A 23,467-nucleotide genomic window follows, 5' to 3' on the forward strand; every position below is an offset into this window, starting at 1 on the left:
AAATCAGGTTCCAGCAGTGGCGAAATGTCCTTGATAAGCCGGATGAAGGACAAAATCGGGAGCCGGCAGAAGTGAAATGTTCTTGATAAGCCGGATGAAGGACAAAAACAGTTGTCAGTCGAATCAAAATGTCCTTCATATACCTAATAGTTGCAAAAGAAATTTGTCGCACAAAAATCGATTGTTTAAATCCCCCATCAATGGTAGCCTATTGTTAATATCTGTAAAAGGAGGCGAAAAAACTCGTGATTAAAATAACGGGAACACAGACGGAGGCAAAGGTATTCTCCAATTACCCGCAGGAAGCAGCTCTTGAGCAAATCAAGGAGCTTTGTAATCAAGCTTTTTTAAAAGATACCAAAATTAGTATCATGCCAGACTATCATGCCGGGAAAGGCTGCGTGATCGGCACAACCATTCAATTGAAGGATAAAGTGGTCCCGAATCTGGTAGGCGTGGATGTCGGCTGCGGCGTTCTGACTGTCAAACTTCAAGAAAAAAAGGTCGATTTTAATAAACTGGATCAAGTGATAAGGACGTACGTCCCGAGTGGGCAAGAGATTCATACGGATGAGACTGTCGGTTTCGTTAACACGAGTTTTCCGTCAACGGCAGAATTTAAAGCGGCACACATTCTGAGTCAGAATAAAAGCTTATATAGTCTGGGAACGCTTGGCGGCGGGAACCATTTCATTGAGGTTTCGACTGACTCTGACGGATTCCACTATTTAACCATCCACACCGGCAGCCGCTATGTGGGGGCAAAGATTGCACAATATTATCAAAAGCTGGCCATTTCTAAGCTCCGTAAGCATGATTTAAGCGAAATCATTGAAAAACTAAAGACTGAGGGGCGCCAAAGGGAAATTCAAGCTATGATTCAAAACTACAAAGAAAAAAATCCCATCATTCCGGATGATTTAGCTTATTTGGAAGGCGAGGATTTTAATGACTATATTCATGACATGAAACTGGCTCAGGCATTCGCAAAAGCCAACCGTGAAGAAATCGCCAGAGCGATTACTGAAAATATGGAGTTCGAAGAAGCGGACCGTTTCGATACAATACACAACTATATCGATACAGATAACCTGATTTTGCGTAAGGGCGCAGTATCTGCACAAAAAGGGGAGCGGCTGATTATTCCTATCAACATGCGGGACGGGTCGATTTTAGCAGTAGGAAAAGGAAATGACGAGTGGAATTACTCGGCACCGCATGGAGCGGGCCGCGTCTTGAGCCGGACCCAGGCCATGAAGAAATTAAAGATGGATGATTTCCACAACACAATGAAGGGCGTATGGACGACATCAGTTTCCGAAGAGACACTAGATGAAGCGCCAATGGCCTACAAGCCAATCAATGAAATTCTTGAAAAAGTGGAAGAAACCGTCGTGATTGCAAGCTTTATTAAACCGGTATATAACTTTAAGGCGAGTGAAAAATACACTCCTGGAAGATATAAAAAATAGAAGAGAGACCGCAAGTGGTCTCTCTTCTATTTAATACCCTTTTGCATAATCAACAAGATTAATAGAAGGGTCTTCACCTGAAAGGTAGCTTTTTAAATTGGGTATTAAGATATTTTCGACGACACGATCATTATAATGCTCAGTGGAGCCGGAGGTGTGCGGAGTGATAATGACATTTTCCATTTCCCAAAGCGGACTGTCCTGGCTTAATGGTTCTTTTTCGAAAACATCAAGACCTGCTCCGGCAATCTCACCTTCCTGTAAGGCTTTGACGATTTCCTCTTCAACCACGATTTCACCGCGGCCGATATTGATAAAGAAGGCCGTCGATTTCATGAGTTTAAACTGATCGGCGCCAAACATACGGCGTGTTTCTTTCGTCAAAGGCAAGGTGACTACGACATAATCGCACTGTGGTAAAAGTGCGTCCAATTGATCGGTAGTGTACATCTCATCGACAAACTCAGCCGGCTGGCCCGAATGCCGTACACCGAGAACTTTCATTCCAAAGGCTTTGGCGATTTTGGTGGTTTCTTTTCCGATTGTTCCGACTCCGATGATGCCAATCGTTTTTCCATGGATTTCGAGCTTCATATTAGCATGATGCCAGGTTTTGGCTTGCTGGTTTCGTACATATGTATGGATTTTTCGGGTTAGACCAAGCAGTAATGCGAAAATTGTTTCAGAAATGGGATAGGCATGCACGCCGCTTGCACCTGTTAAAAGAATATTATGGGCTTTCAGCTTTTCAAGCGGCAAGGTATTGACTCCGGCACTCCAGCTTTGCAGCCACTTCAGTTTTGAACCAGAAACAAGGCAATATTCATCAAGGCCTTTTTTCCACCCGGCAATAATTTCAGCATCCTTGGCATGTTCCTGCCAGATATTCTTTTCCTTACTGGCGATTACTTCCCAATCGGGGATTACTTCTTTAATCTGACTGAGCAGGTGTTGTTCAAGGTTATGGGTAATTACAATTTTTCTTCGCAAGGCTTGGTTCCTCCATTCATTGCAAATCAATCTAAACTAATGATATAGGAATTTTCAAAAAAAGGTAACTGATTTGACTTTTCTAGTTAATTCTAAACGTAAAAATCAAAAGTGTCCCGCAATTGGTTAGTAGAAAGGAGCACCGACATCTTTTATGTGGAAAAATAAGGATTAAAAATACAAAAAAGTCTCTGTTTTTGTTAAAATAGAAAATAAAGAAAGCGTTTTCTAGAAAGAGAGGTTTATAGGAATGAAACACCCTTATTTAAATGAAGATCATGAAATTTTTCGCCAGTCTTTAAGAAAGTTTTTAGAAAAGGAAGCATATCCCTTTTATGAGCAATGGGAGGAAAATCGACTCATTCCCCGCTCGTTTTGGACGAAGATGGGTGAGCAAGGCTTCCTTTGTCCAGACATTGATGAAAAATATGGAGGCAGCGGGGTTGATTGGGGCTTTTCGGTTGTTATTAATGAAGAGCTTGAACGAGTCGGAACCGGAACGATAGGAATTGGACTTCATAGTGATATAGTCGTTCCTTACATAACCGCTTATGGAACAGAGGAACAAAAGCAGCGCTGGCTGCCGAAGTGCGTCACCGGTGAAATCATTACTGCGATTGCGATGACAGAGCCTGGGACAGGTTCTGACCTTGCCAATATTAAAACCACTGCTAAGCTTGACGGGGACCATTATATTGTCAATGGACAAAAAACTTTTATCACCAACGGTATTCAAGCGGACCTCATTGTGGTGGCAGTGAAGACCGATCTGCAGGCAGTTCCAAAGCATAAGGGCGTCAGCCTGCTGGTCATTGAGCGTGACGCTCCTGGATTTTCTAGAGGCCGCAAGCTGAACAAGGTTGGTCTCCATTCCCAGGATACGGCAGAGTTAATTTTTGAAGACTGCCGTGTGCCAAAGGAAAACCTTCTAGGAGAAGAGGGAAAAGGCTTCCTATATTTGATGGAAAAACTTCAGCAGGAACGCCTGCTAGTGGCAATTGGAGCGCAAACAGCAGCCGAAGTGATGCTGCAAAAGACGATTGAATATGTAAAAAGCCGTGAAGCGTTCGGCAAACCAGTCAGCCAGTTCCAAAATACGCAATTCAAAATTGTCGAAATGGCCACCGATATTGAAATGGGCAGAGCCTTTTTGGATCAGCTGATTGCCGAGCATATGGAAGGGAAAAACGTTGTGACCAAGGTGTCCATGGCAAAATGGAAGCTGACCGACATTGCCAAGAAGGTTGCATCCGAATGTATGCAGCTACATGGCGGCTACGGCTACATGGAAGAATACGAGATTGCTAGACGGTTCCGTGATATTCAAGTAGGAGCTATTTATGCAGGTACCAATGAAATTATGAAAACCATAATTGCGAAAAATTTAGGATTATAAAAAACCACATGATAATGATGGCAATTGGCCGCTGACCGATTGCCTCCTTATAAATCCAAATAAAATGGAGGCGAGTAAATGAGCAATACGACTATCGGTAAAATTTTTGAATTAACAGTCCAAAAGTACCCCAACAAGGAAGCCCTCTATGATGTTCGCAAAAATGTCCGCTACACCTATAAAGAGTGGAATGAACAGGTTAATCGTCTGGCAAATGCTCTCCTTAAACAAGGCGTGAAAAAAGGAGACCGCGTCTCTACCTTCATGTTTAATACAGAAGAACTAGGAACTGCCTTTTTTGCCTGTGCGAAAATCGGTGCCATCTTCAACCCGATTAACTTCCGCCTCATGTCGGAGGAAGTAGCGTTTATTTTATCCGATGCCGCCCCTAAGGTTGTAATTTTAGAAAAGGCATTGGAGCCAGTAATCACGGCTATTGCCAGCCGCTTTGACAGAATCTCGTTCTGGTTTATTGATGAAGAGGCTCCAGCCTATGCCGCCAGCTACCAAGAAAAACTCACCTCCGCCACTGCAGAAGCAATCCAAGCCGAAGTAAACGAAAATGATATTTATGCCTTTATTTATACAAGCGGTACAACAGGAAGACCTAAAGGGGTCATGCATAGCCACCGTAATATGGTCGACCAAAGCCTTCTCTGCGTTGCCTCCCAAAAGCTTGAAAAAGAGGATGTCGGCCTTGTAACAGCCCCAATGTTCCATTGTGCCGAACTCCACTGTGCGTTCCTGCCAAGGGTGCAAATAGGGGCGAAAAACGTCGTCCTGCATCAATTTAATCCGAAAGTGATACTGTCATTAATCGAAAATGAAAAAATTACAAAGTTCTTTGCAGCGCCTACCATGTGGAATATGCTTCTGCAAGAAGATTTGAGCAAGTACAATACCGAAAGCCTGAAGCTAGGCTTATATGGTGCCGCTCCAATGGCGCCATCACTTGTCCATGCTCTCCATGACCGCTTGGGCATCTCCTTGATTCAAGCTTACGGGATGACAGAAATGGGCCCTGCCATAACCTTCCTGTCGGAAAAAGACCAGCTGAGAAAAGCAGGGTCTGCAGGACAAGCGGGACTAAACCATGAAATTCGCGTTGTCAGGACCAGGGAGGATGGGCCGTCCGATCCAGGTGATGTTTGTCCAGCAGGAGAAGCAGGAGAAATTATTGTAAGAGGGCCAAGTATGATGCTAGGTTATTACAATCGTGAAGAGGCTACAGAAAAGGCGATGTATAAGGGCTGGTATCATTCAGGCGACATCGGCTACATGGATGATGAGGGTTACCTTTTTGTAAATGATCGGGTCGACGACATGATCATCAGCGGCGGTGAGAATATTTACCCGCGCGAAGTGGAAGACGTGCTCCATGCACATGATGGCGTGCTAGATGTGGCTGTCATCGGACAGCCTGACGACCGCTGGGGGGAAACCGTCACAGCCTTCGTTGTAAAAAAAGACCCGAATATCACCGAGCAGGACCTAGACGAATATTGCAAAAACAGCAATAGCCTAGCAAACTATAAACGTCCGCGCAAATACATTTTCTGTGAAGCGCTGCCGCGGAACGCCAGCGGAAAAATCCAGAAATTCGTTCTGCGAAAACAATTAGAGGAGCTTTTCAGCCCAGATTCAACAAATAAGTGATAGTTTAAGTGATGCTGTACCAAAGGAATTTGGGTTTAGCCTATTTAAAATAGTAAAGACTGCCGCGTTTGTACGGCAGTCTGTTTTTATAATAGTAAAGCTTATTAAAAACACAAACTAACTTGCTTTTCTCGGAATCTCTGAATGATTTGCAAAGTTACTTTGAATTTGGGCATCTAAAATAGATAATTCATATTGTTCTCTTTCTCTAAGTCCGTCCATAATAACGGATGTTGTATAATAAAAAAGAATAAATGAAGCAATTGTAACTAACCAAGCGACTGCCATTCTTAATTCCCCCTTTTAATAACTTAATTAAATTGTAAATAATGTTTTCTTCGTTTTGTGTGACGTATATCACATAAAATAGGGGTGAAATTTGAACATTTTTAAAACATTTTTATCGGTTGTGAAAGTCCTATTTTTGTTTCATAATTGTGATTTGAAATTTTTTTAAGGGATGAGTGAACTTGGAGTCTACCAACTTAGTAAACGTAACAAGGGGTAATTTAATTGAAAGCGTTCATCATGGACATATTGCAGTGGTGGATGCCAAGGGGAATTTACTTTATTATGCAGGCAATCCTGAAGCAGTGGTTTTCACCCGTTCTTCGATGAAACCGATTCAGGCAATTCCTGTAGTGGAAACGGGGACAGCTGATCATTATGGCTTCAGCGATGCCGATCTTTCGTTATGCTGTGCTTCGCACAATGGAGAGAAAATGCATACAGACAGGGTTCTAGCCATTCTTGCAAGGGCAGGCCTTGAAGACATTTGCTTGAAATGTGGAACCCATCCACCGCGATGGGAAGAGAGATATAAAGAGCTAATCCGTGAAGGTAAAGAGATTACTCCTTTATATAACAATTGTTCCGGAAAGCATACCGGGATGCTCGTGACTGCCAAACATTTAGGAGAGACACTCGAAAACTATTACGAGCTGAATCATCCCGTTCAACAGCGGATTCTTGCCGCTGTCAGTGAGATGACGGATTATCCGATAGAAAAAATAGAAATAGGTATCGACGGATGCGGCGTACCGGTTCATGGCCTGCCTCTTGAAAAAATTGCTTATGGATATGCCCGCTTGGCACAGCCGGATGCCCTGCCTGAAAATCGCCGTAATGCCGTTAGACGGGTGGCGAAGGCAATGATAATAGCCCCGGAAATGGTTGGCGGGACAGACCGTTTTTGTTCCGATTTTATGAGGATAGGAAAAGGCAGATTCATAGGCAAGGTTGGGGCGGAGGCTGTTTATTGTATTGGTGATCTTGAAACAGGGCTCGGGATTGCCATCAAGGTTGAAGACGGCAATAGCCGCGCGGTCTTTCCTGCAGCAGTCGAAGTGTTGAAACAGCTGAATTTAGTAACTGTGGAGCAAATCGAAGAACTTGCTGAGTACCACCTTCCGAAATTGCGCAATGCCCGTAATGAGGTAATTGGTGAATTGGTAGCGGATTTTAAATTGCAGCCAGCCACATCCAGTCAGGTTTAATCTATTTATTTTTTGGGGCGTGGTGTTATGAAAGATTCATAAGACTTGACCGATGGGTAAAATCGGAGCATGGGTCGTTATGAAGGGCTCATAACACCTGAACGATAGGTAAAATCAGAGTCCCGGTCGTTATGAGGATTAACCAAACGATAACTATACAATTTTTCATATCTATTTAGAAAGTAGTATAATAGAGGGGATTAAATCTATCTTCAAAGTAAAAGGAGGACTTCCCTTGTTTGAACAAGCACTTCCCCTGCTGCAATCCCACTTTGGCTACAGCTCCTTCCGCACCGGCCAAGAGCAGGCAATTCAATCCGTTTTAACAGGAAATAACACTATATGCGTCATGCCGACTGGCGGCGGAAAATCGATCTGCTATCAGATTCCTGCTCTCATTCTCCCGGGTACCACCATTGTTGTCTCTCCGCTGATCTCATTAATGAAGGATCAAGTCGATGCCCTTATTCAGGTAGGAATTCCAGCCACTTTTATTAACAGTTCGCTTAGTTTCCAGGAGGCCTATGAACGAATCCAAGCAGCAAAGCACGGAGAATACAAATTATTGTACATAGCACCCGAACGGTTGGAATCGCCGGAATTCCTAAACGACCTTAGACAAATGGAAATCCCATTAATCGCAGTGGACGAAGCGCACTGTATTTCACAGTGGGGGCATGATTTCCGACCGAGCTATCGGCATATCCAAAAAATGATTCAAATGCTGCCGCAAAGGCCAAGCGTCATCGCCTTAACTGCAACGGCAACACCAAGGGTGCGGGAAGATATTTGCATCCTGCTGGAAATAGATGAACGAAACACCATTATCACAGGCTTTGAACGTGAAAATCTCTCATTCTCTGTCATTAAAGGACAGGATCGTCTTAAATATCTGTTAGATTATCTGAAAAAGAATGACAAAGAGGCAGGCATTATTTATGCTGCGACACGGAAAAATGTCGATATCCTTTACGAACGGCTCCGAAAGGAAAACATCAATGTCGCCCGTTATCATGCCGGAATGGGGGATGCGGAACGCGCCCTCGAGCAGGAACGGTTCTTAACAGACCAAGCTTCGGTTATGGTAGCGACATCTGCATTTGGAATGGGAATCGACAAATCCAATATCCGCTATTGTATTCACCTGCAGCTTCCAAAAAACATGGAAAGCTACTATCAGGAAGCGGGACGTGCAGGCCGTGACGGACTCGCCAGCGGATGTATCGTGCTCTACTCGCCGCAGGATGTGCAAATTCAGCGTTTTCTAATTGACCAATCCAGCGATAGGACCAGAATGACTCAAGAACTTGAAAAACTCCAGCAGATGGTCGATTATTGCCATACAGAAAGCTGCCTGCAGGAATTTATTTTGCATTATTTTGGTGAGACAGAAACGGAGCCGTGCGGCAGATGCGGAAATTGCACGGACGCAAGGACAAGCATTGATGTAACAAAAGAAGCGCAAATGGTTTTGTCCTGTGTGATTCGGATGGGGCAGCGCTTTGGTAAAAACATCACCGCACAGGTATTAACAGGCTCGAAAAATAAAAAAGTCACCGAAATGGGTTTCGAAAGGTTATCAACGTACGGAATCATGAAGGACAAAAGTGCAAAGGATGTCAGTGATTTTATCGAATTCTTGATTTCACAGGACTTGCTAGCGATCGAGCAAGGTACCTTTCCAACCATTTATGTATCAACAAAGGGAAAAGAAGTTTTACTCGGAAATCAGCAGGTCCATCGCAGGGAAACTGTCCAGGTGAAACAAGTAACTAAGAGTGACCCATTATTTGAAGAATTAAGGGAAGCCCGCAAACGGATTGCCGAGGCAGAAAAAGTCCCTCCGTTTGTGATTTTCTCAGATGCTTCGCTAAAGGATATGTGTGCTAAGCTGCCGAAAGCAAGTGAAGAAATGTTAAATGTGAGCGGGGTAGGGGAACACAAGCTTCAAAAATATGGATTGGAGTTTATCCAAGTGATTCGAGCGTTTTTAGAGGAAAACCCAAACTACCAAAGCGAATTGGAACCTGAACCGGTCGCGGCAAAAAAGCCGGCGAAAAAAGCGGTGACAGATTCGCACTTAGAGACATTGAACCTGCATCAAAGCCAATTATCCATTCAGGAAATAGCCGAACAGCGCGAGTTGGCAGTAAGCACTGTCGAAAATCATTTGCTGCAATGTGCCCAGCAGGGACTTGCTGTTGATTTTACAAGGCTGATTCCAGGCGAGTATATTCCGCTTTTAGAAAAAGCAGTGGAACAAGCTGGCCGGGACCGCCTAAAACCTATTAAAGATTTGCTTCCAGATGAAGTGAGTTATTTTATGATTAAAGTATATGTGTATTTTTTAAGCAAAAAAAAATAAAAACCTGGCTGTACAAGGCACTAGTGTTAGGTACAGCCTTTTTTGAAAGACGGGAATATAAATATCTGAAAATTCGAATAGTTTGTCGATATTCCTATAAATTTGTTCTATTTCCCCGGCAATTTGTCGATAAACGGATAAGCAGATTGAAAAGCATCCATCTGAATATAAACGTAATGGTGTTCATAAGCTTTTATGTACCATCAAATCCACAAAGTCGGCTATAATAATTAAGTTTGTTAGATTCGATTTAAAGGAGCAAATCATGAAAACGATGAAAAAAATTTCCCCTCAATATGATCCTTGGGAAGCCTATCTGGACATTGAGGAGTACGGAAAGCCCCAGTTGACGAATATTGAATTCACCACCACAACACTTTGCAATATGCGCTGCGAGCATTGTGCGGTCGGCTATACCTTGCAGACAAAGGATCCGGAGGCTCTTCCGCTCGAACTGCTATTACAAAGGCTGGAGGAAATCCCGACACTAAGAGCCCTTAGCATCACTGGCGGCGAACCGATGCTTTCCCTTTCCTCAATCAAAAATTATGTCGTTCCCATTTTAAAATACGCACATGAACGCGGAGTGCGGACGCAAATCAATTCTAATTTAACAATGGACCTCGACCGCTATGAATTAATTATTCCTTATTTGGACGTCCTACATATTTCGCATAACTGGGGAACTATAGACGATTTTGTTGAGGGCGGTTTTGCCCGGATGGAAAAAAAGCCTGATCACCAGCAGCGGGCTAAATATTTTGAAAGAATGATAGAGAACAGCCGCGAGCTTGTCAAAGCAGGTGTGATGGTATCCGCAGAAACAATGTTAAACAAACGGACGCTGCCGCATCTTGAAAAAATTCACCGGCAAATTGTCGATGAGATGCTTTGCCAAAGGCACGAGGTGCATCCGATGTATCCGAGTGACTTCGCTAGCAATTTGGAAGTACTGACGCTCGAAGAAATACGAGAGGCGATCCATCGTTTGTTGGACATTAGGGATGAAAAAACGTGGATGCTGTTTGGCACACTGCCATTTTATCCGTGCAACAATAAAGAGGAGGACCTTAACCTATTAAAACGGCTCTATTCCAGCAAAAATATCACCGTTCGAAACGACCCTGACGGCCGCTCCCGTCTAAATGTCAACATCTTCAACGGAGATATTATCGTAACTGATTTTGGTGATGCTCCTCCGCTCGGAAACATTCAAACGACGAAACTTCAAGATGCGTATCAGACATGGCAAACCTCGAACTTAGCAAAAGAACTGAGCTGCCACTGTCCATCCGTAAGGTGTCTTGGCCCAAATATTCTTGTCAAAAACAGCTATTATCAAGACATTGATTTTTCAAAACGGCAGACCAATATTTAAAAGCAGGATGACAGAGTATCCTGCTTTTTTATCTTACTATTTAGTAAAAATTCCCTTATACTAGAATTATAGGTTTATCCATAGGGGGTTTGTAGCATGAGGATTTTAGTCGTTGGTGCAGGGGCAGTTGGCGGATATTTTGGCGGACGCTTGCAGGAAAAAGGCGTTGATGTCACTTTTTTAGTAAGAGAAGGAAGAAAGAAGCAGCTTGACCAAGCAGGGCTTGTCATTGATAGTGTTCACGGCAGCGTCACACTGACTCCAAAACTGATTTTGTCTGGAGAGGAAGCGGATCCGTTTGACTTAATCCTGCTCTCGACGAAAGCCTATCACCTGCAAGGTGCAATTGATAGCTTCCGGCAATATGTAAATGAAAAGACAGCCATTCTTCCATTATTAAACGGAATCTCCCATATTGAACAATTAGCAGCAGAGTTCGGCCAAGAGCGGATCATTGGCGGCCTGTGCTTTATTGAAACTACCCTAGACCAAGAGGGAAGAATCATCCAAACAAGCCCAAGACACGATATTGTCTTTGGTGAATTAACCGGTGAAAAGACTGAAAGAATCTTAAAAATTGAAGAAGCCTTCAGCGGCACTAGGTCTGGCTATCGACTCAGCGACAACATTAATCAGGATTTATGGAACAAATATTTGTTTATTTCGATGATGTCAGGAATTACGACTCTGATGAGGGCGCCGATTGGACCAATCAGGGAAATGCCAAGCGGCCGGGCAACAATCGAAAAACTGTCACAAGAAATCATTTCCGTCATGAACAAAATTGGTGCGCCTCTGCCTGAAGATATAGCAGCACTTCAACTGAATCAAATTGATAGCTTGGGCTATGCGATGAAATCCTCGATGCAGCGGGATATGGAGAAGCAGCTTTCTGTCGAAGCGGACCATCTGCATGGGTATTTATTAACAATCGCTCGTAAAGAACAAATTCCAGTTCCGGTTTTAGATGCTGTTTATGCCAATTTAAAAGTGTATGAACTGCAACTGCAGCAAGGCAAATAAATAATAAAAAGGGTGAGCAAAAAGTTGCTCACCCTCTATGCCGTGTGCTTTGCCAGCTTTGGATGCTTATTCATAGATACCAACAAAATTACACCGCTAATGATTAATAACGCGCTGGTACTGATAAATACAGCCGAAAAACCAAGATATCCGGAAATAAAGCCGCCGAGCATTGGGCCAATGATGTTTCCAAGAAACCTCAGACTGTTGTTATAGCCAAGAACCTCACCTTGCATGGCAAGAGGTGCCTCCTGGCGGATATAAGCAATTCGCACCGGAATAATTCCCCCGATGGCAACCCCTAGAACAAACCGAATGATGACCAGCTGCCAAAGATTTGTAACCGCGGCCCCAGGTAAGTAAATAATTCCCGCTAGGAAAAGAAGAATCACCAAAACCTTAATATAACCGTGCCGGTCGGCAATATTTCCCCATCTTCTGGACATCAACAAATTCCCTAAACCAGCAGCAGAAAAAGCAATTCCTGAATAAAAGGCGATATTTTTAGGGCCATGCAGCTCGCCTACAAATAGTGATAGGATTGGCTGAATACTAAAATGGGCGATTTGTACAAGGGCTGAGATGAGCAGAACAGTCAGCATGACCGGATTACGGATAATATGCTGGACAACTTCTTTGCTTGAATAGTGGGACCTCACTCCCTTTTTTACTTCTATTCGAACTTCTTTTACTGCCAGCACAAGCAGGGCGGAAAGGAAAATCGTGACGGAGGTCCACTTAAAGGTGTCTGCATAGCCAAAGGTGTCAGCGAGAACCCCGCCAAGCATCGGGCCTAATAAGGAACCCGTAATACTTCCTGTTTGCAGGGTGCCGAGGACACGGCCGGCAATTTCCTTCGGCGTTTGTGTGGAGATAAGTGCCTGTGACATTGGAATAAATCCTGAGAAGAAGCCCATAAAAAAGCGGAGCATGAAAAGCTGCCAAACCGATTGGGCAAACCCAATTAACAGGATCGAAAAAGCCATTCCCATTCCGGAAATGATCAGGATTTTTCTTCTGCCATAACGGTCGCCGATCCTGCCCCAAATCGGTGAAAAGAGGAAGGCGGACACAAATGTAATACCGAATGTTAAACCTGACCAATGCTGGACGTATTTCTCTGAAAAATCACCCAGTGACTCGATGTACAGGGAGATAAACGGCAGAACCATTGTCATGCTTCCAGCTACAAAAAAGTTGGCGAACCACATGATGGCCAAATTTCGTTTTGCCTGGTCCTGTTGTTTCAAGTTAGATAACACTTCTTTCTGTATTTATTTCGATTCTCTAAATATTATTTTACCGAAATTTCTGAAAAATTTAAATAGGAAATTTCATTTATATTTATGGTTTGACGGATTGGCTATTTGTATAAGCTCGTACTCGTTGAAGAACAATAAGGAGAAATTTAGCAAATAGGCGTGAAAATGGTTTCAAATCATTTATAAGCTTTTTTACATTACAGAAGGGTGGCAGTTATAATGGATACATATTTGTTACTCATCACACTGCTGGCAATTATCATTGTCATTTTAGGAGTTTCTTGGTTTAAGTGGCATGCATTTATTAGTTTAATGGTCGCAGCACTATTCTTGGCGATTTTTTCCGGTATGGGATGGGACAAGATTGTCGGTTCCTATGAAACAGGGGTCGGCGCAGTCTTAGGACACTTAGTGGGCATTTTGGCCCTAGGTACGATTTTAGGTAAAATGCTCGCTGAATCAGGGGCAGGATTGCAAATTGCCAATTTCTTTATTAGGGCATTTGGCGAAAAGAAGCTGCCATGGGCGATGTTTTTCTCAGGCTTTATAATTGGTATTCCCGTTTTTTTTGAAGTGGGAATTTTAATTCTGTTACCGCTGGTTATTTCCATCCAAAAAGCATCTAAACAAAATATTTTATTAGTTGGTCTGCCGGCTATTGCTGGTTTGTCCATCACACACGGTCTTGTCCCGCCGCATCCGGGGGCGATTGCGGCAATCGGAATTTATGGGGCTAATCTCGGAAAAGTATTGCTGTACTCTTTAATTATTGCGATTCCTACAGGTATAATTGGCGGGCCGTTATTTGCATGGATGATTAACAAACGGGTTATCCCGACCGGCGAACCAACGTTGGTGAAAATCGACGATCAAGCCGATAAAAAGTCGGTACCAAGTGTTGGTGTTTCCTTCCTATCGATCTTAATGCCAGTCATATTAATGATATTAGGAACAGCGGCACCATATCTGCATCTTTCAGCTGGTGCGCAAAAAGTGTTAACCTTTATCGGCAGCCCAGTCATCGCTCTGTTAATTTCTTGTTTCTTAGCTTTTTATTTCCTTGGCTTCCGTCATGGAATGGATAGGAACTTAATTAAGAAACTCGTGGAAGAATGTATTATACCAGTCGGTTCAATTATTTTAATCATTGGTGCAGGCGGCGGTTTTAAGCAAATTCTTATTGATAGCGGCGTGGCGAAAGTAATTGCCAGCATGTCTCAGGATTTGAATATATCACCACTTGTACTGGCGTTCTTGATTGCAGGGTTAATCCGGATTGCCACAGGCTCTGCAACAGTGGCATTAACGACTGCTGCTGGAATCGTTGCTCCCATTGTGGCCGGAATGTCAGGAGTCAATTTAGAATTGCTGGTTATTGCAACAGGCGCAGGCTCGTTAATGTTCTCACACGTCAATGACGCCGGGTTCTGGATGGTTAAAGAATACTTGGGACTAACTCTTGAAGAAACCTTTAAAACGTGGACGGTACTCGAAACAATTCTTTCCTTTGTCGCCTTTATTGGGGCACTTATAGTGAATATGCTTGTCTAAGTAAAAAAGCAGAGGATGCCTCAAAAAGGCATCCTCATTTAGATTTACATTCGTGTATTAGAAATGGCTTCCCTAACTTTATCAAGTGAGTTTTTGGCCTTGTCCTTATTGCGGATCATCATGTTAACATAAAGAGCATCTATCAGGCTTAATTGGCCGATTCTCGAAGACAGTGCTTCGGAGCGGTATTCGGTCTCTTCAGAGCTTGTAAAAAGAGCAACATCCACGTTTTGTCCAATTGGTGATTTTGGATAGCTTGTAATACCGATTGTTTTGGCGCCATTTTTTTGCGCTGTTCTTAAAATATTGATGGTGTCTTTGTTTGTTCCCGAATGAGAAATCACCACAGCCACATCTTTTTCGCCGAGCTGGGAAGCCGACATAAGCTGGAAATGGGAATCGATAAAGGCAAATGCTTTAATCCCTGTCCGGACAAACTTGTGGAAAGCATCCATGGCGATTACATTTGAGCCGCCCGTTCCATAGAACTCAACCCGGTCAGCCTGCAATAATAAATCAACTGCCTTTTGAATAGAAGGCCCATCGAGAATCTGCAAGGTGTTTTCCAATGCTCTAATATTTGACTGAAAAATTTTCACCGCTACTGTCTTCTCCGTATCATCTTCCTTAATTTCTTCATGAATCTGTTGAATAGGTTCAAATATTTCAGAAGCGAGGGCAATTTTCATTGCCTGGTACCCCTTGAAACCAATCCTTTTGCAAAACCGAAAAACAGTGGCATCAGCGACATTCAAATCCTCTGCCACTTCGTTTATGGTGTTATGAATGATTTTTTCGGGACTGTCCAAGATGTAGTCAGCAATCTTTTTTTCTTTTTCACTAAGCCTTGCGTAATAAGAACGAATTTTTCCTAGACAGTTTTGCGGCATTGGTGATTACCTCACCCATTTTTGCTGGAAGCTGCTGATGGCCCCGTATTCTTCGCTAAATAACCGTGATAGGCGGATATAAATCGGGATTAGGTCCTCATAAATGGCCACATTTTCCTCAATTGGCTGGTGGGCATGGGTGGAACCGACCAATTCTGACATAATCGAGAAATCTTCAATCTCTCCAAGTGCATACATACCAAGGACAACAGCACCTAGGCAGGAACTTTCAAAGCTTTCCGGTACAACAACTTCCTGGTTGAAAATATCCGCCATCATTTGTCTCCACAATGCTGACCGGGCAAACCCGCCTGTTGCCTGGATTTTTTGCGGTACGCCAATCATTTCCTGAAGGGCGAGCATAACGGTATATAAATTTAGAATGACACCTTCAAGGACAGAACGAATCATATGCTCTTTTTTGTGATGAAGGCCAAGTCCAAAAAACGAACCGCGGGCATTGGCATTCCATAAAGGTGCACGTTCACCCGCCAAATACGGATGGAAAATGAGCCCCTCTGCACCAGGCGTGACCTTGTCGGCAATTTTTGTTAAGACATCGTAAGGGTCGATGCCAAGTCGTTTTGCTGTTTCAACCTCCGACCAGGCAAGCTGATCGCGAACCCAGCGGAAGGTCATCCCGCCGTTATTGACTGGACCGCCGACAACCCAATGATTTTCAGTTAACGCATAACAGAAAATTCTCCCTTTTGGATCAGTCACTGGCTTGTCCGTGACAGTCCGAATCGCGCCGCTGGTGCCGATCGTGACAGCCATTACTCCTGGGTCAATGGCGTTGACGCCGAGATTGGAAAGAACACCGTCACTAGCTCCGACTACAAATGGAGTGTTCCCTGATATTCCAAGCTCCTCGACATATTCATTTTTTAAGCCGGTTAAATAAAACTTTGTTGAAACTGGTTCAGGCAATTGTTCAGTGGTAATACCGGCAACACTTAGTGCTTCTGCATCCCAATTAAGCTGTTCGAGGTTAAACAGCCCTGTTGCAGAGGCGATGGAATAATCCATCACATAACGATTAAATAGCTTAAAGAATATGTACTCTTTAATACCGATAAATTTGCTGGTTTTGCTAAAGATTTCAGGATGATCCTCTTTTAGCCAAGTAATTTTGGCAAGCGGTGACATCGGATGAATCGGTGTTCCGGTTCTACGGTAAATGGCAAGACCATTCAATTCGTTTTTAATTTTTTCAGCTGTTTCTGTAGCGCGGCTATCTGCCCACGTAATGCAGCGGGTAATTGGTTTACCGTTATCATCCATGGCGATAAGGCTGTGCATGGCGGAACTAAAGGAAACAAGCTTAAGCTGTTCCAAATTGATTTCGCCCTTTTTGATAGCTACTTTCATCGTTTCTAGGACAGCTTGGAAAATTTCCTCCGGATCCTGTTCTGCAATGGACGGGGCAGGGCTGTATAAAGGGTATTCAACATGATGCATGCTGATAACTTTCCCTTTTTCTGCAAAAAGAACTGACTTTGTACTTGTGGTACCAATATCAACACCGAGATAGTAAGAGGTTTTAGTCATTGGGTTAATCTCCTTTATGAAGCGTTATTGTATAGTTCAAAAAATTTTTACTCCAGTATCATTATATAAGAAAAAATATTCCTGCACACTACAATTTGTCCTATAACTATTGTTAAACATACATAAAGAGATTATTAGATAGTTTTAAAAAAGAAAGGGAAAAAGGTGTTTGTAGCGAATATTTTAAACGTATATGCAAATTATTACGGGAGGGAAGTTCATGTCTGAAAAATATCCAGTTCTAGAAGGTGCTGAACCGTTTTATTTTGAAGGAAATCGTGTCGGTATCTTGGTCTCACATGGTTTTACGGGGTCCACCCAAAGCATGCGCCCGCTTGGGGAGGCTTATGCCAAAGCAGGCTACACGGTTTGCGGGCCGCGCTTAAAAGGGCACGGAACACATTATGAAGATATGGAGCAAACAACATATCAAGATTGGATTACTTCGGTAGAGGAAGCTTACCAATGGCTACAGGAACGCTGTGACACGATTTTTGTGACTGGTTTATCAATGGGCGGAACATTAACCTTGTATATGGCTGAAACCCATCCAGAAATTCGCGCGATTATCCCTATTAATGCAGCTGTTGATATTCCGGCCATGTTACCAGTCCGCCAATTAGAAGATGTGCGTTATTTAGATGCGATCGGTTCAGATATTAAGAAGCCGGGTGTCGTGGAACTTGCCTATGAAAAAACACCGGTTCAATCTGTGAAGGAAATCTTGACCTTTATGGATGAGGTAAAAGCAGACCTTCACAAAATTACCTGCCCGGTATTAATTTTTGTTTCTGATGAAGACCATGTCGTCCCGCCTGATAACTCGCAAATCATTTATGATGACATTCGCTCAGAGGTTAAAGAACTTCATCGGGTGAAAGACAGCTACCATGTGGCCACACTTGATAACGACCAGCAGGTAATTATCGAAAAAACATTAGAATTTATCGAAAAAAATCTTTAATGGAGACAATTTTTTTGTCTCTTTTTTTGTTGCATTTTTGGAACAATATTTAGTGAAGGAGTGATTATTAGTGAACCATTGTGAAACTTTTTTAAGAAGTAAGAACTGGATTGATAATGATTTGGATGCCAGGTACATAAATGTGAATCATCCCTATGCGATTCTCATTTCAGAGGATGAAGGGATGATTACCTTAAGGGGAAACACCGGTTTTGATAATGGTCAGAATGGAGAAGAAATCTTCTCTTTTACCTCATTACAAGAGTTGCAGGAATGGTTTGAGAACAATATTGGGGAGTAGATTTTAGCGACAAAGCCACCAGGAATGGATGGCCTGGAGTTATGTCGGTAGGAACAAAAACTCTCGCTTTCGTAAACCAAGTGGGAGTTTGTTTTCATTTAGTCGCTAATAGAAAGTCTATTGACATATAAATGTAAAAGGGTTACTATTATCTCAACTTCAAGATATCCTGTTTAGGGTAATTGAAGGTTATTTTTGAAATAATATCTCGAATTCAAGATAATTGCATTTATTCTAACCGATTTTGAAAAAATAAGAATGTAGGAGTGGAGGAAATGAAACTTTTAGGGTTACATCATGTATCGATTTTGACCGGAAAAGCAGAAAGAAATTATGAGTTTTATACAAAAATCTTAGGAATGAGATTGGTAAAGAAAACAGTAAACCAAGATGATACATCATCATATCATCTCTTCTATGCGGATGCAGAAGGAAATCCCGGTACTGAGGTGACCTTCTTTGACATTCCTAATCTTGGAAGTTCATACAGGGGAACTTCAGATATTTCCACTGTATCCTTAAGAGTTCCGACTACTAATTCTTTATTGTTTTGGAAGGAACGATTGAAACAGGCTGGTGTTCAACATGATGAAATTGAAAAAAGAGCAAATCGTGATACATTAGCCTTCAAAGATTTCGATGGGACACGTTTAATACTGGTCGCCGACAACGGTGAAGAAGGTGTTAGGCCGGGGGTTCCTTGGGTCGGGGAAGATATTCCAAAAGAACATGCCATAATAGGTTTAGGACCTGTTACCCTCACTGTTGGAATGGCAGAACCTACCATTGGTGTGCTTACTGAAGTCATGGGATTTCAATATGTGGGATCATACCCATCACTTGAAGGGGATTTTCCTGAAATATTGGTTTATGCAACAGGTGAAGGGGGCAGTGGCGCAGAAGTGCATATTGAAAGAAGGCCCGATTTGCCAAAAGCTCGATTAGGCCGTGGGGGAGTTCATCATGTTGCTTTCCGTGTACCAAATGAAGAAGAATACAACCAATGGGCACAGCGTTTGAAGGATTATCGCTTGCCGAACTCAGGAAAAGTAGAACGTTATTATTTTAAAGCATTATATTTCAGAGAGCCAAATGGCATTTTGTTTGAATTATCAACAGATGAGCCAGGCTTTGCAACAGACGAACCGATGGAAACAATGGGTCAAAAGCTGGCATTACCGCCATTTTTAGAGCCACGCCGAAAAGAGATAGAAGAAAAGCTGCGGCCGCTAGACCTAAATTGAATATTTGTGAAATTTATAAAAGAATCGGAATCCAATAAAAACAAATAATTAATACTTGCTGAAGTGAATGATGCAGCCTTATAAACTAAAAAAGCCTTAACCAATGGGTCAAGGCTTTTTCTGTTTTAACAGCAGCGTGAAACTTTACCGCCCTTCGCATTGTAACGTGCATCCTGAGCCTCACAGAAGAATTCTTTCCGTGTTTTAATAGGCTCGCCAGGATGGTGCGATTCCATATGAGCTACATATGTTTCATAGCTTGGAACTCCAACCAGTAAACTAATAAACTGCTTACGGTAGGCGTTGAGCTTTCTCAAGCGATTAAGCATATTTCTTCAAATCCCCTTCGGTACGCGGAATAAATGGTTCTTCGTGTACTGTTAATTTTTTGCCGTTTAAAACCTGAAGCCAAATTCGAATGGCTGCGATTAATACCAAAATGACAACAACCATGAAAATCCCCGTTAGTGTGGCATCCACGTAATCATTGATCAGTACCTGATTCATTTGTGCTGGAGAAGTCGCTGGTGCAAGAACCTTGCCGGCATCATTCGCTTCTTTGAAAATTTTGGCATGAGCAAGGAAGCCGATTTTTGGATTTTCATGGAATAGCTTTTGCCAGCCTGCTGTTAGCGTAACAATTAATAGCCAAGCGGTTGGCACCAAGGTAACCCAGGCATACGCTTTTTTGCCCATTTTAAAGAGAATCGTAGTTCCAAAGAGCAGGGCGATTCCAGCCAGCATTTGGTTGGCTATACCGAAAAGCGGCCATAGTGTATTAATACCGCCAAGCGGGTCAATAACGCCTTGATACAGGAAGTAACCCCAGAATAGAACGCATAATGCGGTTGCAATAAGGTTTGGAACCAGCGCGTCAGTTTTCGCAAATGGCTTATAAACGGTTCCTAAAATATCCTGGATCATAAAGCGGCCGACACGAGTACCGGCGTCAATAGTTGTTAAGATGAACAACGCTTCGAAAAGAATCGCGAAATGGTACCAGAATGCCATTAACGCCTTTCCGCCAATAACTTTTGAGAAAATAACCGCCATACCAATCGCCAGGGTTGGGGCACCGCCGGTTCTGGAGAGAATCGAAGCTTCCCCTACATCCTTGGCATAATTCGCTAAATCTTGAGGAGTGACCGTAAAGCCCCAGCTGGATACAACAGAAGCAGCTTGGGTAACGTCCGTTCCGATTAAGGCAGCTGGGCTGTTAATCGCAAAATACACACCAGGATGCAGCACACAGGCGGCAATCATTGCCATGACGGCAACAAAGGATTCTGTCAGCATCGCACCATAGCCGATTGGGCGGGCATGTGATTCTGTTTCAATCATTTTAGGTGTTGTACCGGATGAAACGAGAGCATGGAAACCGGAAACAGAACCGCAGGCAATAGTTATAAATAAGAACGGGAAGAGGTTTCCTGCAAATACTGGACCCGTACCATCAATAAACTTCGTTACACCAGGCATTTCTAGGTGTGGAGCAACTACGACAATACCGATGGCAAGTCCCATAATGGTACCCACTTTTAAGAACGTACTTAAGTAATCGCGTGGTGCGAGCAGCAGCCAAACAGGCAGTACAGATGCAATAAAGCCATAAATAATCATCATAATGGCAATCGCTTCGCCTTTGAACGTGAACATGGCTGCTAAAGTTGGGGTTTCGGCAACTGTCTGTCCGAAAACTAAGGCAAGTAAAAGTAAAACAATACCGATAATGGATGCTTCGCCAACGCGGCCAGGGCGGATGAAGCGCATGTAAATTCCCATTAATATCGCAATCGGAATCGTTGCTGCGATCGTGAACATTCCCCAAGGGCTTCCTACAAGTGCTTTTACGACGACAAGGGCTAAAACTGCTAATAAAATTACCATGATTCCTAAAATCCCGATCATCGCAATGACGCCTGTAACCTTGCCCATCTCTTCTTTAATCATCTCTCCGAGTGATTTACCGTTGCGGCGCATGGAAGCGAAAAGAATAACAAAGTCCTGAACAGCACCAGCCAAAACAACACCAACGACAATCCAAAGTGTTCCAGGCAAATATCCCATTTGAGCTGCGAGAATTGGACCAACTAATGGACCTGCACCGGCAATAGCGGCGAAATGGTGGCCAAATAAAACCCATTTGTTTGTCGGTACAAAATCTTTTCCGTCGTTATGAATTTCAGCAGGGGTTTTCCTTTTATCGTTTAACTGAAATACTTTTTCTGCAATAAACTTGCTGTAAAAACGGTAAGCAATGGCATATACGCAGACAGCGGCTGTTAACAGCCAAATCGCACTGATGCTTTCGCCCCTGTTTAAGGCCATGACGGCAAAACCTGCTGCTCCGAGGGCGGCAATGACTCCCCAGATAATAATGGATTTAAACGTTTTCATAAAGATTCACACCTTTCCTATTTAGAATAATATTATTATATTTTATTATTTTCTGAATTCAAGAGAATTTTTTGTGAATTTTGACAAATTTCCCGAAATTTTGATAAACTGACTAGAAATTGCCTTATTACAGGTTTTTGAATTAAACTATTTATCAAATGTTGAAATTGACGTGGTGAGATATAGATGAATAATGAAGCAGAACGAACGTATGAAATTATGGAGGTTTGTCTTCTGGCGGGGAAAATTATGCTGCAGAGCGGCGGGGAGACATATCGGGTGGAAGATACGATGATGCGGATGGCAGCCTCGTTCGGGATTGAAAAGTCACATAGCTATGTTACGCCAACGGGCATTATTTTTTCCGCCGAAGGGTCGGAACCGACAAAAACCAAGTTGATTAGAATTTCAGAGCGTTCGACAGATTTAGAGAAGGTCGCCATCGTGAATAGTATTTCACGAAAAATATCAAGCGGTGATCTGGATAGTAAAGAGGCGATGAAACAGCTAAAGGAAATTGAAGCCAAGGACCTTTCCTTCCCGTTCAGGGTGCAGGTCGCGGCAGCCTCCTTGGCAAGCGGCTGTTTTATGATTATGTTTAAGGGAGGTTGGAATGATTTCTTGCCATCAATGATTGCCGGAGGTGCGGGTTATTTAAGCTTTGTTTATTTCCATCGCTTCGTGCCGATCAAGTTTTTCTCCGAGTTTTTGGCGGCATTTGTGATTGGGCTGCTTTCCTTGATTTTTGTCATAATCGGCGTGGGCCATCAACTGGATAAAATCATTATTGGGTCGGTCATGCCGTTAGTTCCTGGATTATTAGTGACCAACGCCATCAGAGACTTAATGGCGGGCCATCTCGTTTCCGGATTGTCAAAAGGTGCCGAAGCGTTTCTGACAGCCTTTGCCATTGGGGCTGGAATTGCGGTAATACTGAAATTCTTGTGAGTGAGGTCTTGGAAAAGTGGATATTTTAGCTCAGGTCATAACCAGCTTTATTGCAACAGGGGCATTTGGCATCCTTTTTAATGCACCGAGGAATACCTTGGTGAAATGCGGGTTGATTGGTGCAGGAGGCTGGCTGGTTTATTATCTTGTCGAAGGATATTATGATGATCCTGTTTTAGGGACATTACTGGCAACGGTCTTTATAGCTGTGCTAAGCCAGGAATTGGCAAAATTATATAAAACCCCTGTGATTATTTTTAGTGTTGCTGGAATTATTCCATTAGTTCCAGGGGGACTCGCTTATAATGCCATGAGAAATTTTGTGGAAGAGAATTATAACACGGCACTTGGGTCTGCTGCTCAGGTTTTGATGCTTGCGGGAACCATCGCCTTTGGGTTAGTTTTCTCAGAAGTGATCAATCAAGTGATCCGGAAAATCAATGAAAGAAAGTTAAAAACATAAATTTTTTCTAGGGGCTGTCTTTTCAACTTTATTCCTTGAACAGCCTCTGGATTTTATCTGGAAACTTTTCCTCTTTTAGGTTCTATTAACGTTTGGTATAGTAATATATTAGTATATTAG

At 42.9% G+C, this 23,467-nt stretch carries 20 protein-coding genes; 13 read left to right on the forward strand and 7 right to left on the reverse strand.

The features are described from left to right. Positions 1 to 245 precede the first annotated feature (245 nt). Positions 246 to 1,472: an RtcB family protein gene (locus KHB02_RS08575; RefSeq protein WP_213146504.1), complete on the forward strand. Its 1,227-nt coding sequence runs from the start codon at positions 246 to 248 to the stop codon at positions 1,470 to 1,472. A 30-nt stretch (positions 1,473 to 1,502) separates the two neighbouring features. On the opposite strand, the gene KHB02_RS08580 is transcribed toward KHB02_RS08575, so the two are convergent. Continuing rightward, the gene (locus tag KHB02_RS08580) at positions 1,503 to 2,462 is read right to left on the reverse strand and encodes a D-2-hydroxyacid dehydrogenase (RefSeq protein WP_241113784.1); all 960 of its coding nucleotides are present in this window, start codon (positions 2,460 to 2,462) and stop codon (positions 1,503 to 1,505) included. Positions 2,463 to 2,712: 250 nt separating this feature from the next. On the opposite strand from KHB02_RS08580, the gene KHB02_RS08585 reads away from it, so the two are divergent. Next, a complete protein-coding gene (locus KHB02_RS08585) occupies positions 2,713 to 3,858 on the forward strand; it encodes an acyl-CoA dehydrogenase family protein (protein ID WP_213146505.1) in 1,146 nt (381 codons plus the stop codon). Between the two features lie 78 nt (positions 3,859 to 3,936). Next, the gene (locus tag KHB02_RS08590) at positions 3,937 to 5,514 is read left to right on the forward strand and encodes a fatty acid--CoA ligase (RefSeq protein WP_213146506.1); all 1,578 of its coding nucleotides are present in this window, start codon (positions 3,937 to 3,939) and stop codon (positions 5,512 to 5,514) included. Between the two features lie 117 nt (positions 5,515 to 5,631). Here KHB02_RS08590 and KHB02_RS08595 read toward each other — a convergent pair whose 3' ends face one another. Further along, the gene (locus KHB02_RS08595) at positions 5,632 to 5,802 is read right to left on the reverse strand and encodes a hypothetical protein (RefSeq protein WP_213146507.1); all 171 of its coding nucleotides are present in this window, start codon (positions 5,800 to 5,802) and stop codon (positions 5,632 to 5,634) included. 182 nt (positions 5,803 to 5,984) lie between these two features. Here KHB02_RS08595 and KHB02_RS08600 point away from each other — a divergent pair, with 182 nt between their 5' ends. The 4 genes from KHB02_RS08600 (at position 5,985) to KHB02_RS08615 (ending at position 11,776) form a co-directional block, all read left to right on the forward strand. After that, positions 5,985 to 7,010 (forward strand): asparaginase, encoded by a 1,026-nt coding sequence (locus KHB02_RS08600; protein WP_213146508.1) that lies wholly within the window; start codon positions 5,985 to 5,987, stop codon positions 7,008 to 7,010. 235 nt (positions 7,011 to 7,245) lie between these two features. Next, on the forward strand, positions 7,246 to 9,375 hold the full coding sequence (gene recQ / locus KHB02_RS08605) for a DNA helicase RecQ (RefSeq protein WP_213146509.1): 2,130 nt from the start codon (positions 7,246 to 7,248) through the stop codon (positions 9,373 to 9,375). 265 nt (positions 9,376 to 9,640) lie between these two features. After that, on the forward strand, positions 9,641 to 10,753 hold the full coding sequence (gene yfkAB, locus KHB02_RS08610) for a radical SAM/CxCxxxxC motif protein YfkAB (protein WP_213146510.1): 1,113 nt from the start codon (positions 9,641 to 9,643) through the stop codon (positions 10,751 to 10,753). 96 nt (positions 10,754 to 10,849) lie between these two features. Continuing rightward, on the forward strand, positions 10,850 to 11,776 hold the full coding sequence (locus KHB02_RS08615; RefSeq protein ID WP_213146511.1) for a ketopantoate reductase family protein: 927 nt from the start codon (positions 10,850 to 10,852) through the stop codon (positions 11,774 to 11,776). 35 nt (positions 11,777 to 11,811) lie between these two features. Here KHB02_RS08615 and KHB02_RS08620 read toward each other — a convergent pair whose 3' ends face one another. Further along, complete coding sequence (locus KHB02_RS08620) at positions 11,812 to 13,038, reverse strand: MFS transporter (RefSeq protein WP_420848074.1); 1,227 nt, start codon at positions 13,036 to 13,038, stop codon at positions 11,812 to 11,814. Positions 13,039 to 13,257: 219 nt separating this feature from the next. Between KHB02_RS08620 and KHB02_RS08625 the strand changes: the two genes are divergently transcribed. Continuing rightward, positions 13,258 to 14,589 carry a GntT/GntP/DsdX family permease gene (locus KHB02_RS08625; protein ID WP_213146512.1) on the forward strand — a complete coding sequence of 444 codons (1,332 nt, stop codon included), beginning with the start codon at positions 13,258 to 13,260 and terminating at the stop codon, positions 14,587 to 14,589. Positions 14,590 to 14,633: 44 nt separating this feature from the next. On the opposite strand, the gene KHB02_RS08630 is transcribed toward KHB02_RS08625, so the two are convergent. Beyond that, complete coding sequence (locus KHB02_RS08630) at positions 14,634 to 15,479, reverse strand: MurR/RpiR family transcriptional regulator (protein WP_213146513.1); 846 nt, start codon at positions 15,477 to 15,479, stop codon at positions 14,634 to 14,636. 6 nt (positions 15,480 to 15,485) lie between these two features. Next, complete coding sequence (gene gntK, locus KHB02_RS08635; protein ID WP_213146514.1) at positions 15,486 to 17,030, reverse strand: gluconokinase; 1,545 nt, start codon at positions 17,028 to 17,030, stop codon at positions 15,486 to 15,488. 220 nt (positions 17,031 to 17,250) lie between these two features. Here gntK and KHB02_RS08640 point away from each other — a divergent pair, with 220 nt between their 5' ends. From KHB02_RS08640 to KHB02_RS08650, 3 genes are all read left to right on the forward strand, one after another. After that, on the forward strand, positions 17,251 to 17,994 hold the full coding sequence (locus KHB02_RS08640) for an alpha/beta hydrolase (RefSeq protein ID WP_213146515.1): 744 nt from the start codon (positions 17,251 to 17,253) through the stop codon (positions 17,992 to 17,994). A 70-nt stretch (positions 17,995 to 18,064) separates the two neighbouring features. Beyond that, positions 18,065 to 18,295 (forward strand): hypothetical protein, encoded by a 231-nt coding sequence (locus tag KHB02_RS08645; protein ID WP_213146516.1) that lies wholly within the window; start codon positions 18,065 to 18,067, stop codon positions 18,293 to 18,295. Positions 18,296 to 18,570: 275 nt separating this feature from the next. Next, the gene (locus tag KHB02_RS08650; protein ID WP_213146517.1) at positions 18,571 to 19,539 is read left to right on the forward strand and encodes a ring-cleaving dioxygenase; all 969 of its coding nucleotides are present in this window, start codon (positions 18,571 to 18,573) and stop codon (positions 19,537 to 19,539) included. Positions 19,540 to 19,664: 125 nt separating this feature from the next. Here the strand turns inward: KHB02_RS08650 and KHB02_RS08655 are convergent, their stop codons facing one another. Together KHB02_RS08655 and KHB02_RS08660 are read right to left on the reverse strand one after the other, a co-directional pair. Then, on the reverse strand, positions 19,665 to 19,868 hold the full coding sequence (locus tag KHB02_RS08655; RefSeq protein ID WP_213146518.1) for a YbdD/YjiX family protein: 204 nt from the start codon (positions 19,866 to 19,868) through the stop codon (positions 19,665 to 19,667). After that, positions 19,861 to 21,936: a carbon starvation CstA family protein gene (locus KHB02_RS08660; RefSeq protein ID WP_213146519.1), complete on the reverse strand. Its 2,076-nt coding sequence runs from the start codon at positions 21,934 to 21,936 to the stop codon at positions 19,861 to 19,863. The genes KHB02_RS08655 and KHB02_RS08660 overlap by 8 nt, the downstream gene beginning before the upstream one ends. 186 nt (positions 21,937 to 22,122) lie before the next feature. On the opposite strand from KHB02_RS08660, the gene KHB02_RS08665 reads away from it, so the two are divergent. Both KHB02_RS08665 and KHB02_RS08670 read left to right on the forward strand, forming a co-directional pair. Further along, positions 22,123 to 22,884 (forward strand): threonine/serine exporter family protein, encoded by a 762-nt coding sequence (locus KHB02_RS08665; protein ID WP_213146520.1) that lies wholly within the window; start codon positions 22,123 to 22,125, stop codon positions 22,882 to 22,884. 16 nt (positions 22,885 to 22,900) lie between these two features. Beyond that, the gene (locus tag KHB02_RS08670) at positions 22,901 to 23,347 is read left to right on the forward strand and encodes a threonine/serine exporter family protein (RefSeq protein WP_213146521.1); all 447 of its coding nucleotides are present in this window, start codon (positions 22,901 to 22,903) and stop codon (positions 23,345 to 23,347) included. Positions 23,348 to 23,467 lie beyond the last annotated feature (120 nt).

The sequence above is a fragment of the Neobacillus citreus genome (genome assembly GCF_018343545.2).
GTDB lineage: Bacteria > Bacillota > Bacilli > Bacillales > Cytobacillaceae > Neobacillus > Neobacillus citreus.